Genomic DNA, 13387 nt, shown 5'->3' with positions numbered 1-13387 from the left:
CACCGCCGACCTGCCCGCCGACGCGACCAACCTGCCCATAGCCGACAGCAGGGCCACCTCCCGACCTACCCCACGACCGGTTGGAGGGTCCGCTAACCCCCAAGACCTGCACCGCAGGCACCGATAGGCCCGCTCCTGCAGTTGGGCGCTAACTCCAGAGGAAGCGGCTGAAGCGACGGCCCAAGGCTCCGCCGGTTCAGCCGCTTCCTCCTGCCGATGCACGATGGGCTGGTGGCGGCGTCAGCCCAGTGTGGCGTCCAGGTGCTGCTGTACAGGTTCGAACAGTCCGTACGGGACGTACTGGGGAATGTCGGCGTGGGCGACCCAGGCGAGTTCGTCCAGCTCTTCGGCGTCTGCGACGTGCGCGGTGCCGCTGACCACTTCACAGGCGGTGTAGGACATCAGCCGGCCGGTCGCCGGATGGACACGCTCGCCGAGCAGCTTGAGAGCGTTCACCTTCAGCCCGGTCTCCTCGTGGGTCTCCCGTACAGCGGCGTTCTCGCGCGATTCACCGGGCTCGACCTCCCCGGCGGGGAACTGCCAGGAGAGTTGGCCCTCACTGACCCGACGCCGCACCATCAGCACTCGGCTGTCGTGTACGACGATGGCTGCGGCGATCCCGGGCCGCTCGTCAGCGTTCCGCTGTGTCACGTCTGCTCCTCCAGGATGGCCAAAATGGGTGGGAAGATCGTATCGACGGGGATGAAGCGGGTCACCGATTTTCTGGGCACCCACATCACGTCGATGTTCTCGACGGTGTCGCTGTTGGTGGCCTCACCGGCGAGGTACTCGCACAGGAAGTACTCGCAGAGCACGCCGGTCACGGGGTGCAGCCGGGTTCCGAGCTGTTGCCTGATCGCGCAGTGGACACCGGTCTCGTCCAGCGTTTCCCGCACGGTGGCCGTCTCGGCCTTCGCCCCGGGCTTGATCACACCGGCCGGAAACTGCCAAGTGATGCCCGTCGCATCATCGTCCCGGCGGCAGACCAGCAAGACGCTGTCGTCGCGGGTGACCACAGCGATGGCGACACGAAGGGCTTGAGCGCCGACCGTCCCCGCACCGCCCCCGTCGCTGCCCCTGCTTGCAGCCAGCAGCGAGAAACGCTGTCTGGCCGACGGCGGGGCCTGCTCGTGGACCGTGTCGAGAAGCTGCTGAATTTCCCTGCGGGGCACGACGGCTGGATCGGAGTGCCAGGTAGCGACCGTTCTGACGGCTACACCGAGCTGGGCCGCGAACTGTTCATTGGTGAGACGTAGAGCGGACTGGAGCTGGCAGGCGTAGTGACCGTTCCACACCTTGATCACGTCCACATTCGCCCCTCCGTCGCCGTTGCACTCGGTGCGGGACTCGCGCGCCGAAGATGCACTGTCACTGCACTGGCACTTCATGGTCGTACCGACAGCGCCTGGGGAGAATCAATGCCATCGAGTCCACGGTGCCATCCGGTGGACGGTCCCGGTGCCTGAAGCGGCCACGCGCGGAGTAGGTACAGGTGCTGAACGAGCCCAGGGAGATCTTAGGTGAGGTTCAACAGCGGATAGGGAAGACGGAGAACTTGGCTCGTACGCCATCCCTTCGGTGCTGTCCAGCAGCGTTCCCCCGTTTCGTCAGTTCGGGGGAACGACCGGCCGTCCGAGCCGCCGGTTCTGCGCCGGTAGCCTCGGCACATGACGGCTGAGTGACCGTCATGTCAGCTTGCCAGTAAGGCGAAAGGGAACAAATGGCCGAGGATCAAGCACAGACCGCCGAGCGCACGCTCGTCCTGCTCAAGCCCGACGCGCTGGTACGCGGCCTGGCCGGCAGGATCATCTCGCGCTTCGAAGACGCGGCCCTGAAGGTCGTCGGCGTCAAGATGAAGCAGATGGACGCAGAGTTCACCCGGCGCCACTACTTCGACCTCGAAGAGCGGCTGGGCTCGGAGGTCTACAGCGTCACCTCGACGTTCATGCAGCAGGGGCCGGTCATCGCTCTGGTGCTGGAAGGGTTCGACGCCATCGCCACCGTACGGAAGATCGTCGGCAGTACGTACCCGAACCAGGCTCCGGCCGGCACGGTGCGCGGCGACTTCTCCCACTACAGCTCTGCGGCCAGCATCGCGTCCGGAAAGGCCGTGGCCAACCTCGTACACGCCTCCGGCAACCGGGATGAGGCGAAGCAGGAAGTCGAGCTGTGGTTCGAGAAGGAGGAACTGCAGGACTATCGGACGCTGGCCGAGATCTACACCTATTAGCAGTGGGTTACGGCGCGCTGCGGGGGCGCCTGCGCGTTGATCACTACTGGGGCAAAACCGTCTGATTCGAGAGGGCACCATGACCAACCAGACCCGTCTGGCCTCCGCCGAGGAGCTGGAGTCGATCTTCCAGCGCGAACTGGCCACCGATCGGTGGGCGGCGGCCGAGACCTCGTACGCGTTGGCGGTCCGCCATCGCGACCTGGGTGACTGGCCCGCCTCCCGTGAATGGGTGGATCAGTGTCTTCGGCTGCTGGAGGGTTTCCCCAGCGAGACGGAGGAGCAGGTGGCCGCGACCCGGACGTCCGTGGGAGGAGTCCCGCTGCCGACCTACCTGCACTCGGGTGTGGTGAAGGGGCGCTTCGGCGACCTGACCTGACCCCGTCCGATGATCCACCTCGGGTGATGCGGCTGCGGTCCCGGACGGCCGCATCACCCTCCCTGATCACCAATTCCACACGCGCCGTCGAAACCGAGCGGGCCCCTGCGGCCCTGATTCGGCCAGCACCTCCATGCCTGAACCGAGGAGACAAACGCCCCATGGCAGTCGAGATCGAGATGCGCGCCCGCTTCGACAAGGAAGCCCATGACCGACTCGTCGCCCGTCTCAAGGAGGGCGGCGAGGACCTTGGGCAGGACGACAAACACATCTACTTCTATGTCCTCCCCGACCAGCTCTTGAAGGTCACCGACAACACCGCCGCCGGAACCGCCAAGATCACCCTCAAAGGGAACAGGATCGGCCAGGGCGCTGCCTTCGAGGAGACCGAATTCGACATCGCACCGGGCGACGTGGCTGCCGCGGTGAAGGTGTTCAACGCGCTCGGCTTCGAGACCGCGATGCACGAGGCGTTCAACCTGCGCCACAACTTCCGCTTCGGAGGGGTGGAGATCGCGGTCAAGTGGAGCGAAGCGTGGGGGTACCACGCCGAGTTCGAGGTGCTGCTGGACGACGGTGCGCCGGACGCGGCCCGTACCGAGGCAGCGGCGCGAATTGCGGATGTCGCCGCCGAGCTGGGCGTGGCCCTGATGACCGAGCAGGAGCTGGCCGATTTCACGGTTGCCTTCGAGGCCGCCGAGAAGGAGCGCAAGGAGCGGGAGCAGCAGGCAGCGCCTCTCCGGTAGGAGCACGTCACAGCGGTAGACCACCAAAGGGGGTGGGCACAGATGAGCACGACCTCAGCGACCGCAAGCCTGATCGACCTGGCAGCCCAGGGACGATTGCCGCTCCACCAGTACATGGACCGGGCCACCATCGACTGGATCAGGGACAACCGCCCCGACCTCAGCCCGATGCGAAGCATCACCCTTCGGCCGGCCTCGAAGGAACTCCTTCGACAGGCGGCGTTACCGGCCAGGTGGCTGGCCGAGCCGCATGTGTACGAATCGATCCACGGCATCAGACACAGCATGAGGGTGACCGCGCTCGCCGCCCTGCTGGCCGAGGAGCAGGACCTGGACGACGAAGACACCGCTACCGCGGTGGTGGCCGCCGCTGTCCATGACTGGCAGCGTCTGCACGACAGGGACGACCGTGGCCACGGTGCCCGTGCCGCCCTGTGGCTCGCGGCGAACGCGGACACCGTGTGGGGCCACTTCGGCCGCAGCGCCGTACGGAGCCGGATCGTGCGGGCGGCCACGGCCGTCCGGCTGCACGATGTGCCGTACGACGCCTTCAGCGCCGACGATCGGACCGACCACCAGCGCGCTGAGCGCATCTGCGACGTGGTCAAGGCCGCCGACGCTCTCGACCGCTACCGCCTGCCGAAGCTCACCTGGTGGCCCGACGCCCGGCACGTACGGGTACCTGACTTCGAGCGGTTCAGGGCCCTCGCCTTCGATCTCGTGGTCATCTCCGAAACAGCACACCTGGCCGGTGCCAGCGGAACCGAGTCCGTCCGGTACGCGCTGGCGGAAACAGGGCTGGTGTGACCTGTGGACTTTCTCGACGCCTACCACCTGTGGGCCGACGCTCACTCGTTCTTCGGCTCCGCGCTCGTCCCCAGCTCGGCACACATCAGCGATCCGCTGGCGGCGCAGGCCGAAGCCTGGGACAAGCGGCTGGCCGAGCAGACGCCCAACGGCAGGCTGCTGCGCCAGAACGCCCTCTTCGACGCCCTCAGCGGCAAGGGCAAGCTGCACCTGCTCCACGTCACACACGCCCTGGAGGAGATCAGCCGGCAGGGAGTGCTGTACCCGTCCGGCGGCTGCCTCGTAGGAAGCATCTACTGCGCGCCGCTCACCGAGACCGGCCAGGGCTTCCGCATGCACAACCTGGCCTCCTACGTCCTCACTAAGGAGGCACCGGCCTTCCTGGCCAAGCTCGGCGTCACCGACCGCGTCCCCACCCCCCTGATCTTCGAGGTCGATCCGCCGCCGCAGGCGTACCAAGGACTCGCAGGAGTGGACTATCTGCGGCTGGGCCTCATCCACCTGCGGATCTACAGCCACCTCGAGTACCTGCTGAGCAAGACCGAACGCCACCACCTTCGCGAGACCGTCGTCAGCCGCGTCAAGAACTCGGCTGCCTTCCTCGCTACAGCCGCCTCCGTGGCCTACCAGGGGACGCGCGTCGCCCCCGAGCCGTTCTTCCGCCAGCTTGACGAGACCATCCCGCGCCTGCCGATCCTCGGCTACCTGTACTTCGAGGCGGTAGCGGAGTACCTGATGCTCCACTCGACGTCACGAGATACACAGCGGCTGGCCGAACTCGGAGAGCTCAACAACTGGCTCTACAAGGAGATGCTCTTCGCATCCTTCCCCGCCATGGCCGGGAAGTTCGATCTGGCGAAGTTCCGTCCCCGCCCCGAGCAGCTCGCCGTGCTCCTGCATCAGGTCGACCCGACCATCGACGCGGACCACACGAGCACCTACCTGGTCGAGCGGATCAGCTACCTCGTCGCCGCCCGGCTCCTCGCCCCCGGCGAGGCACCCGACGGCTGGCACCGCACACGCTGGGAATTCGACGACCTGGCCACCCCGCTCGGGCCTCTCCTCGGCCACCTCATCCACCGGGAGCTGCGTACCTTCGGCCGCTACCCGGACTTCTACTTCTACTTCGACCAGTACAAGGCGCTGCAAGCCTGGAACTACTGGAACCACATGGACATCGTCGCGCCGTTCAACGGCACGATGCCCAAGGGCGAGATCGGTATCAACCCCGCCTACCCCAACCTCGACTACCGCGTATGGCGGGCCGAGCAGGACGACACCGGCCACCTCCACCCGACCGAGCAGCTCTCGCTGACGATCGCCCCGCGGCTGGTGGACATCAAGTACACCCTGATGCGCAACAACCAGTGGGCCGCACCTGCCCCCAGCGCTGTCTGACCAACGCCACCCCCTGCGGACACATTCCCCGCCCCTGAACAGCCTCACGCGTAGGAGACCCCGCGATGAGCTACATCTCCATGCCCTCCACCGCCCTCCTCGGCGAGCAGATCGCCGCCGTCCTGGCCGAACCCACGACGACCCACGGTCTGGCCCGCACCTTGCGCGCGGCGGCCAAGGAGCTTGTTCTCCACCGCTACCACCACGCCAGCCAGCGTGCCTGGCCCAGCGGCCGTATCGACGAGAAGCCCGCCTGCGTCCAGATCGGCGGCGGAACCCACCTTGCCGACGGCTTCTACAACATCGATCTCGTCCCGCCGGCCGATCTCCTCTGGGACATCCGCGAAGGCATACCCCTGCACGACGACACGGTGAACCTGATCTTCTCCGAGCACTTCCTGGAGCACATCGACTATCCCCGCTCCGCCAAGAACTACGTCCGTGAGGCCCACCGCGTGCTCAAACCGGGCGGTCGGATCATCACCGGCGTCCCCGACGCCGGGTTCGTCCTGAACCAGTACCCCGGGCCACTGCGCGAGGCCGACGAGATGATCAGCCGCTGGTACGGCAAACGGGACTGCCTGGGGGACATCAACACCTATCTCGACCTCGTCAACCTGGTCTTCCGCGACCAGGACGACGACCTCAACTACACCCCGCACCTGTGGGCCTACGACCACGAAAAGCTGGTCCATCTCTTCACCGAGGCGGGTTTCGCGACCGTCGAGCCGTGGACCTTCGACCCTGCTCTGGCCAACCCCAAGCGCCGGTGGGGCAGCGTCTACGTCATCGCGACGAAGTAGCGATCTTGTGCTCGTCTGGGCGGTGGCCGCCCGGCCTCGGCCAGCCCCGACCCCGGCCCCGCCCGGTCCGGGTGGTCAGCTCAGGCCGCGGCTGCGTTCGCCGATGCGGTCGCCCTGAGGGGTGCCCGCGCGCTTGAGGGCCGCCTTCGTGTGCGCGCCGCCCTTGACCTTGCTCCGCACCGGGCCCTCGAAGCCGTGGCCCAGCACGGGCGGCAGCCGGAGCTGGTCCTGCGCCCTCGCGATGGCCGCCTGGACGTCGTGCTTCTGCTCTTTGCTCATCCCGTCGTCAACTCCCTCGGGAAGCGCCCCGTCGACAGGCGTCGACACGGCACGGACGTGGCACAGACATGGCATCGATCTACGTATACGTCTACTACGTCTCCATCGGCAGCTGCGCCGACAGCCGCGTCGACAGCCGCGTCGAATGGCGTTCCATTACTGGGATCGTATGCAGATATACGGACCAACGCACCTGGACCGGACGTAAAGAATTCTGGATCAGGGGTGCGTCAGTTCCGTGGGAGCAGTTCCGCCGGGCAGGGCGTCCCCCGGGGCAGCTGGTACTTGGACGCCACCCGGTACTGGCCCGGGCCCGGGGCCAGCAGCTCCGTCCACACGTCGCCGGTGCCGTCCGGTTCCGGTTCGGCCTTGAACAGGCACCCGGCCGTGTTCGCGTACTCCTTCGGGAGCGCGTCCTCGCCCCGCGCCCGCGAGGCGGGCGTCTCCTGCGGCGGCGCCACCGGCCTGCCCTCCGCGTCCACCAGCCCCAGCCACGGCGAGTACGGGACGCGCACCCGCACCCGGCCGGCCGCCCCGACGTCGAGGACGAGCTGGTCGGCGCCGGTCCGCACCACCCGCGCCGGCCCGGTCACCAGGTCCGTCGGCTCCCGCACCGTGAACAGCTGCCAGTGCGCGTCGCCCCACACCTGCTGGAGGTACGGGAGTCCCTGGCGCACCAGCTCCGCCTCGTCCTTGCCGCCCGCGTCGGGCCGGTCGGCGGGCAGCACCACGTAGTGCACGGCCCAGCGGTCCAGCCAGGCCCGGTAGCTGTCGGCGGTGAGCGTGCCGTCGTAGAAGAGCGGGTTCCGCTCCAGGTCCGCCTGCCGGTTCCAGCCGCGCGCGAGGTTCACGTACGAGGGGAAGGCCGAGGACTCCCGGTGGCTGCTGACCGGGACCACCTCGACCCGGCCGCGCTCCGCGCCCACCTTGCGCAGCTGGTCGACGAGCGGGGCCAGCTCCCGGTTCCAGGCGGCCACCGGGGTGGTGCGGATGATGTCCGTGACGCCGTTCGTGGTGATCCAGGCGTTCAGCCCGACGAAGGCGAGCAGCAGGGCGTACCGGCGCCACGGACGCACCCTCTGTGCCTGCTGTGCCTGTGGGGTCTGCTGTGCCTGCGGGGGCGCTTCCAGCGGCGGCCGGGAGGGAGGTGCGGGAGAGACGTACGGGAGGGCCGCGAGCATCGCCGCGCCGCCGAAGAGCATGACCAGCCGGGTCACGTTCGAGCCGACCTGGGAGTCGATCGCCCAGGTCAGGAACACCCCGAAGGCGTAGACGGCCGAGGCGGTCCGGACCGTCCGCCACGCCTTCGGCACGAAGAACAGGACCACCAGCGCGAAGACGAACGGCAGCCAGGCCGAGCCCAGCCGCATCGGCTGCGTGCCGGAGAAGGGGAACAGCCAGGCCGAGAGGCCGACCACGGCCGTCGGGGGCAGCCCCAGCGCGTACGCGCCCGGCCGCCGCCCGTTCAGGAACAGCGCGGCGGCGATCACCCCGAGGAAGAGCCCGGCGACGGGGCTGGAGGCGGTCGCCAGCGCGGCGAGCGCGGCGGTCACGACGGCCTTGGCCCAGCGCCGCGCGGACCATTTCCGGGGCCAGCAGAAGACGGCGGCGACCGCGCCGAGCGCGAACATCACGCCGAGGCCGAAGGTGACACGGCCGGACAGAGCGTTGCAGAACAGCCCGTACACCCCGGCCAGGGCGGGCCACAGGGGCTCGCGGACGGCCCCCCGGCACCGGGTCAGGACGAGCGCGAGCAGCCCGGCCGAGACCGTGCCGGCGATCATCATCGTGGTCCGGACGCCGAGCACGTGCATGACGTACGGCGAGATCACGCTGTACGAGACCGGGTGCATGCCGCCGTACCAGGCGAGGTTGTACGCCGAGTCGGGATGGCGGCCGACGAACTCGGCCCAGGCGTCCTGCGCGGCCAGGTCGCCGCCGCTGTTGGCGAACCAGAGGAACCAGACGACGTGGAGGACGGCGGCGAGCGCGGTGGCGACGACCACCGGACGCCGCCGGGCCCAGCCGACCCCGCGCACCCGGCCACCGGCCCCACCCGGGCCCGGAACCCCACCCGGGCCCGGAACCTCGTCCCGGCCCTGACGCCCGTCCCGGTCGGGGCCCTCGCCCTGTGGACGCGGACCCTGCTGCTCGGCGGTGGTCACGGCCGCACTCCCCACTCTCCGCACCCGGCCGGGAAACGCCCCGGCCGACGACTTCCGCCCCTCAGGACGCGCTCCGGCGCCCCGGGGGTTCCCCGGGGCGCCGGTTCCAGGCTCTCACCACTCGACGGCCGACGCGGCGCACGGCCCGGGTTGCCCGGCCGGATCGGGCCACTGGCCGGGCCCGAGGCGCGCATCGCCCGGCGCACGCCGACCAGCTCACGCCGGCCAGCTCACGCCGGCCGACGCGGGTCAGCCGACGCGGTTCAGTCAGCCGACGCGGGTGAGCTTGCTGCCGATGCCCGGCGTGGCCAGTTCACCGCGCAGCGCCACCGGTACCTTCACCTGGCTGACCCCCTCGCCCACGGTCAGCACGCCGACCTCGGTGCCGGCCTTCGCCGTCTGCGGGAGCTTGCCGCCGCCGTCGCCCAGCTTGATGTCCACGGTGAGCGTGGCCCAGCCGACCGCCTGCACGTCGGCGGTGGCGACGACCGGTGTCCGGCCGCCGAGCCCGTCGTCCACGTACCCCACGACATCGCCCTTCTTCACGACGGACGCGCCGTTCAGGGACTTCTGCGTGGAGATCATCAGCTGCTTGCTCGCCGCGATCACGGTGTCGATGATGGCCGGTTTGTGCTGGCCGAGGACGGCCCCGACGATCAGCTGGTTGGTGTTGCCGATCTTCTTCTGCGCGGCGAAGAGGAGGTTTCCGCCGGCCTTCGTCGTCGTACCGGTCTTGATCCCGAGCGAGTCGTTGAACGGGACCAGACGGTTCCAGTTCGGCCAGTTCTTGCCGGACGGATCGACCCAGCTGGGCTTCTTGGTGATGTCCAGCAGCGTTTCCATCTCGACGAGCTTCAGCCCCAGCTTGACCTGGTCCTCGGCGGTGCTGACGGTGGTCGCGTCCAGGCCCGAGGGGTCGGTGTAGGTGGTTCTGGTCATGCCGAGTTCCTTGGCGGTGTCGTTCATCTTCTTGACGAACGCCTCCTGGGAACCGGCGTCCCAGCGCGCGAGCAGCCGCGCGATGTTGTTGGCCGACGGGATCATCAGGGCGGCGATCGCGTCGTACTCCGAGATCTTGTCGCCCTCCTTGACCGTGTCGAGGGTGGACTCGTTGTCGGTCGAGTTGTTCTTCTTGCCCTCGGTCTCGGCCGTCTTGTCGATGTCGATCATCGCGCCCTTCTCCCCCTTCTTGATGGGGTGGTCGCGCAGGATGATGTACGCCGTCATCGACTTGGTGACGCTCGCGATCGGTACGGGCTTCTGCTCGCCGGACTGGCCGAGCGTGCCGAGACCGGCGGCGGCCATGTACGCCTGCCCCTCGGTGGGCCAGACCAGCTCGGGCGCGGCTCCGGGGAAGGTGTACGAGGACTTCGCGCTCATCACGAGCGTCGGCGCGGGCAGGGGACGCACGAGCTGGACGACACCGAGGATGATCACGAGCAGCGCGACGAGCGGCGCGTAGATCTTGAACCGCCGGACGGCGGTGCGCAGGGCGCTCGGCGGCGGGGGCGGGTTGTTGGTGAGGTCCGCCAGCATGTCGAGCGGCGGCCGGGGCGGCAGGGGCTGCTGCGTGGTCCGCTCGGACACCCAGGCCGGACCTACGGCGGCCCGCGACCCCGGCGCGGGCACGGCGGTACGGGGTCCGCTCCCGGCGCCCCCGGGCGCCGCGGGTACGGGTGCTCCCGGCGCGGTGGCTCCGGGAGCCGTCGCGGGCTTCGGGGTGCCGGGCGGGGCCGCCGGGGCCCGGCCGGACCCCGGGCGCGCGGCGGGGGCCGCGGGCTTCCGGTCGCCGGGGGGTGTCCCGGGACCGGCGGGAGCGGTCTTCGGGTTCTCCAGGAGGTCGGGGCGCGCGGTGACGTCGTCGGTGCGCAGCGGCACGAAGGTGCTGGCCTCCGGCGCCTTCGGTGTTCTCGGTGCCTTCGGCGCCTTCCCCGCCTCCGCCGCGCCGGCCGGAGCCGTACCCGGCTTCACGGCCCGGAAGACAGCAGTCCGTTCACTGTCCTCGGGCCCCTCCACAGGCCCCTCGGCGAGCTTCGGCCATCCCGAACGGGAACCCGAACCCGAACCAGAAGCGGAACCTGAACCGGAACCTGTGGCGGGGGGAGTCACGCCCGGCTTCACCGCCCGGAACACAGCGGTCCGCTCAACTTCCGCAGGCTCCTCCACAACCTTCGGCCGCGCCGAATCGGAATCCGAATCAGGACCCGAATCGGAACCAGAAGCGGAATCACTACGGGGCGACCGCGCGAGCTTCTCCGCAGGCGCGGCCGCCCCGGCGGCCGGAGCCGCCTTCTCCGAAGACCCCGGCTTCGACTTCGGCGTGCCGCCCTCCACACCACCCGGTGTTCCCCCGTCGGACTTCTCGTCACCCGGCTTCCCTCCGGTCGGCTCCTGGTCGTCCCGGGACCCGGCGGCGGGCAGGACGCGTGCCGAAGCGGAAGCGGAACCCGAGCGAACATCCAAAGCGGAATCGGAATCGGAAGCGTCGTCAGCATCTGAGACAGCACCAGCAGGCGCGCTGGCACCAGTGCCAGCACCAGCCGTGCCGGGCTTCACCGTGCGGAAGACGGCGGTGCGCTCGACGGCGTCCGGCTTCTCGTCCCCGGCCGGCTTCTCACCGGCGACCGGGGCGGGGTCCTCGCCGACGGGTGCGGGCCGGGCCGCAGGAGGCTCGGGCCGGCGGGCGGTGCCGGGCGCGGGCCGGGCACCGAAGGCGTTGAAGGTGACCGTCTCGGCGGCCGGATCGGCGTCCCGCTCGTCCTCGGCGGGGGCATCGTCGGCCGTGGCGACCCACGCCGCCACCGCCTGCCGCAACGGGTCCGGCTTCCCCGTCCCGGCGGAACCACCCCCCGCGACGACGGCGCCCCCGGCGACACGGTCACCCGTACCGGAAGCAGTGGCGGAAGCCGGGCCCGCCTCGGAAGCGGAACCCGAGCGGGAACCCGGGACGGACTCCGGCTCGGAACCCCCCTCGGCACCTGAATCGGAACCTGACGCGGAAGCCGAGTCCGAATCCGGACTCGGACCGGAAGCGGCATCAGCATCGGCATCCGGGTCCGGCGTGGAGCCCGAGCCCGAGCCCGAAGCTGAGCCCGAAGCCGAACCGGAACCGGAATCCGAGTCGGGTCCCGAGGAGGAATCCGAAGCGAGATCCGGGCCGGTGGCATCCGGGGCGGTGGCATCCGGGGCGGAGGCGGAGCCCAGGCGGGTCCCGGGTTCCGGGTCCCTCGGCCGGAACACCGACAGTCTCGGGTCGTGCTGCGCGGAGGACTTCGCCGCCCCCGAGGCTCCTTCATCTACCGACTTGTCGGGGGACTCGCCCACCACCAGTTCCTCCTCGCTCGCCGCCACGTCCGGCTGCCCGAATGTCTAACAGTGTCCCGTCTAGGGGGCATCGCCCCCGTGCGAGACGAGAACGACATAGCTATAGGTTCCCCCGCAAAGCGACCACGTGCTCTCGACAGATGAATGTGAGAGGCGTCACCCTGTCACTCATCCACGCGGGGAGGCATGGATGGGCAGGAGCCGCAGAACAATTCCGGAGGAGCTTCTGTTGCTCGCCCTGGACCCGGCCACGGGTACCACGGCGCAGCCGCAGTCGCTCGACCTCGGCCTGGCCGGGGCACAGCTAGTGGAGCTGGCTCTGGCAGGACGGATAGCCCCTGACGGGGATCGTATCGCCGTGGTGATGCCACGGCCGACAGGAGATCCGACTCTGGACTCCGCACTGGAACTGCTGCGCAGGCGCGGCAGTCCGGTCCGGGCCGTCCACTGGATCGGCGGGCCCCGACTGGGGCTGCGTCAGATCTACCTCGCTCACCTGGAGCGTTGCGGCATGGTCCATGCCGTCGCGGGCCAGATGTGCGGGGTGCTGCCGACAACTCGCTACCAGGCGACGGACACGGCGATCAGCAGGGAGATCCGCTCCCGGCTCGACAGCGCGATCCGCACCGGCGTACCGCCGGACCCGCGGACCGCGGCGCTCGCCGCACTGGCCCACGCGGTCGGACTCGGCAAGCACCTGTACCCGGGCAACGAGGGCCGGTCGTCCAGGTCCCGGCTGCGGGACCTGATCCGGCACGACCCGATGGGCGGTCTCGTGGCGCACGCCGTCATGGACGTCCAGAACGGCGTGGCGGCCCAGCCGCGCCGGGACCGGGTGCCGGCACCGCCCGAACGCGCCACGGCGGGCGGCGGACTTCCGCTCCAGCCGCTCCAGCCGCGCCGGACGGGTGCGATGGCCCGCGTGGCCGCGCACTGATCCGGAGTTCGGCCACGGCCTAGGCCACGACACCACGGCACCACGGAGGCGACGCACCACCAGAACACGGCAGGACAGCAGTGCGGTACCGCACAACGGCGCGGTACCGCCGCAGGACACCGCGGTGTCACGGCGATGCCGTCACCGCGGGGCCACCACCGCGACCGGGTCCGTGAGATCCGGCCGGGAGAGCCGCGAACGCGGGGGGGGGGGGGGGCCCGGGGGGCCCCCCCCCCCCGCCCGCGGCGGCGCTGTCGGGGCGTGTTTGTGAGGCGGGGGGCCGGGGGGGGCGCGCGGGGGGGGGGGGGTGGGGGTCAGG

The 13387-nt window shown here is 69.9% G+C and carries 12 protein-coding genes; 7 read left to right on the top strand and 5 right to left on the bottom strand.

Going from position 1 to position 13387, the window contains the following annotated elements; all coding sequences use genetic code 11:
* Window positions 1-240 precede the first annotated feature (240 nt).
* Together ACIA5F_RS25430 and ACIA5F_RS25425 are read right to left on the bottom strand one after the other, a co-directional pair.
* Window positions 241-651 carry an NUDIX hydrolase gene (locus ACIA5F_RS25430; protein WP_399356756.1) on the bottom strand — a complete coding sequence of 137 codons (411 nt, stop codon included), beginning with the start codon at window positions 649-651 and terminating at the stop codon, window positions 241-243.
* Entirely contained in the window at window positions 648-1310 is a 663-nt protein-coding gene (locus ACIA5F_RS25425; RefSeq protein WP_399356754.1) for an NUDIX hydrolase, read from the bottom strand. The genes ACIA5F_RS25430 and ACIA5F_RS25425 overlap by 4 nt, the downstream gene beginning before the upstream one ends.
* Before the next feature lie 410 nt (window positions 1311-1720).
* On the opposite strand from ACIA5F_RS25425, the gene ACIA5F_RS25420 reads away from it, so the two are divergent.
* From ACIA5F_RS25420 to ACIA5F_RS25395, 6 genes are all read left to right on the top strand, one after another.
* Window positions 1721-2230, top strand: a complete 510-nt coding sequence (locus tag ACIA5F_RS25420) for a nucleoside-diphosphate kinase (RefSeq protein WP_184570136.1) — start codon at window positions 1721-1723, stop codon at window positions 2228-2230.
* Between the two features lie 79 nt (window positions 2231-2309).
* Window positions 2310-2609 (top strand): hypothetical protein, encoded by a 300-nt coding sequence (locus ACIA5F_RS25415; protein ID WP_399356752.1) that lies wholly within the window; start codon window positions 2310-2312, stop codon window positions 2607-2609.
* 161 nt (window positions 2610-2770) lie between these two features.
* On the top strand, window positions 2771-3355 hold the full coding sequence (locus tag ACIA5F_RS25410; protein ID WP_399356750.1) for a hypothetical protein: 585 nt from the start codon (window positions 2771-2773) through the stop codon (window positions 3353-3355).
* A gap of 42 nt (window positions 3356-3397) precedes the next feature.
* Window positions 3398-4162, top strand: coding sequence for a hypothetical protein (locus ACIA5F_RS25405; RefSeq protein ID WP_399356748.1), 765 nt, complete (start codon window positions 3398-3400; stop codon window positions 4160-4162).
* Window positions 4163-4165: 3 nt separating this feature from the next.
* The gene (locus tag ACIA5F_RS25400; RefSeq protein WP_399356746.1) at window positions 4166-5560 is read left to right on the top strand and encodes a hypothetical protein; all 1395 of its coding nucleotides are present in this window, start codon (window positions 4166-4168) and stop codon (window positions 5558-5560) included.
* 65 nt (window positions 5561-5625) lie between these two features.
* Complete coding sequence (locus ACIA5F_RS25395; RefSeq protein WP_399356744.1) at window positions 5626-6363, top strand: class I SAM-dependent methyltransferase; 738 nt, start codon at window positions 5626-5628, stop codon at window positions 6361-6363.
* A gap of 75 nt (window positions 6364-6438) precedes the next feature.
* Here the strand turns inward: ACIA5F_RS25395 and ACIA5F_RS25390 are convergent, their stop codons facing one another.
* The 3 genes from ACIA5F_RS25390 to ACIA5F_RS25380 form a co-directional block, all read right to left on the bottom strand.
* Window positions 6439-6642 (bottom strand): hypothetical protein, encoded by a 204-nt coding sequence (locus ACIA5F_RS25390; RefSeq protein ID WP_399356742.1) that lies wholly within the window; start codon window positions 6640-6642, stop codon window positions 6439-6441.
* A 230-nt stretch (window positions 6643-6872) separates the two neighbouring features.
* Complete coding sequence (locus ACIA5F_RS25385) at window positions 6873-8807, bottom strand: MFS transporter (RefSeq protein ID WP_399356740.1); 1935 nt, start codon at window positions 8805-8807, stop codon at window positions 6873-6875.
* A 267-nt stretch (window positions 8808-9074) separates the two neighbouring features.
* Window positions 9075-10778, bottom strand: a complete 1704-nt coding sequence (locus ACIA5F_RS25380; protein WP_399356738.1) for a D-alanyl-D-alanine carboxypeptidase — start codon at window positions 10776-10778, stop codon at window positions 9075-9077.
* Window positions 10779-12321: 1543 nt separating this feature from the next.
* Here ACIA5F_RS25380 and ACIA5F_RS25375 point away from each other — a divergent pair.
* Window positions 12322-13068, top strand: coding sequence for a GPP34 family phosphoprotein (locus ACIA5F_RS25375; protein WP_399356736.1), 747 nt, complete (start codon window positions 12322-12324; stop codon window positions 13066-13068).
* The last annotated feature ends 319 nt before the right edge of the window (window positions 13069-13387 follow it).

This window comes from Streptomyces sp. NPDC051567 (assembly GCF_044454165.1).
Classification (GTDB): Bacteria; Actinomycetota; Actinomycetes; order Streptomycetales; family Streptomycetaceae; genus Streptomyces.
The sequence above is the reverse complement of the archived record's forward strand: the minus strand, read 5'-3'. Positions and strand labels throughout refer to the sequence as shown.

Coding starts and splice junctions, on each gene's coding strand:
- ACIA5F_RS25420 (WP_184570136.1), top strand. CDS start 1,721: ATGGCCGAGGATCAAGCACAGACCGCCGAGCGCACGCTCGTCCTGCTC.
- ACIA5F_RS25415 (WP_399356752.1), top strand. CDS start 2,310: ATGACCAACCAGACCCGTCTGGCCTCCGCCGAGGAGCTGGAGTCGATC.
- ACIA5F_RS25410 (WP_399356750.1), top strand. CDS start 2,771: ATGGCAGTCGAGATCGAGATGCGCGCCCGCTTCGACAAGGAAGCCCAT.
- ACIA5F_RS25405 (WP_399356748.1), top strand. CDS start 3,398: ATGAGCACGACCTCAGCGACCGCAAGCCTGATCGACCTGGCAGCCCAG.
- ACIA5F_RS25395 (WP_399356744.1), top strand. CDS start 5,626: ATGAGCTACATCTCCATGCCCTCCACCGCCCTCCTCGGCGAGCAGATC.
- ACIA5F_RS25390 (WP_399356742.1), bottom strand. CDS start 6,642: ATGAGCAAAGAGCAGAAGCACGACGTCCAGGCGGCCATCGCGAGGGCG.
- ACIA5F_RS25375 (WP_399356736.1), top strand. CDS start 12,322: ATGGGCAGGAGCCGCAGAACAATTCCGGAGGAGCTTCTGTTGCTCGCC.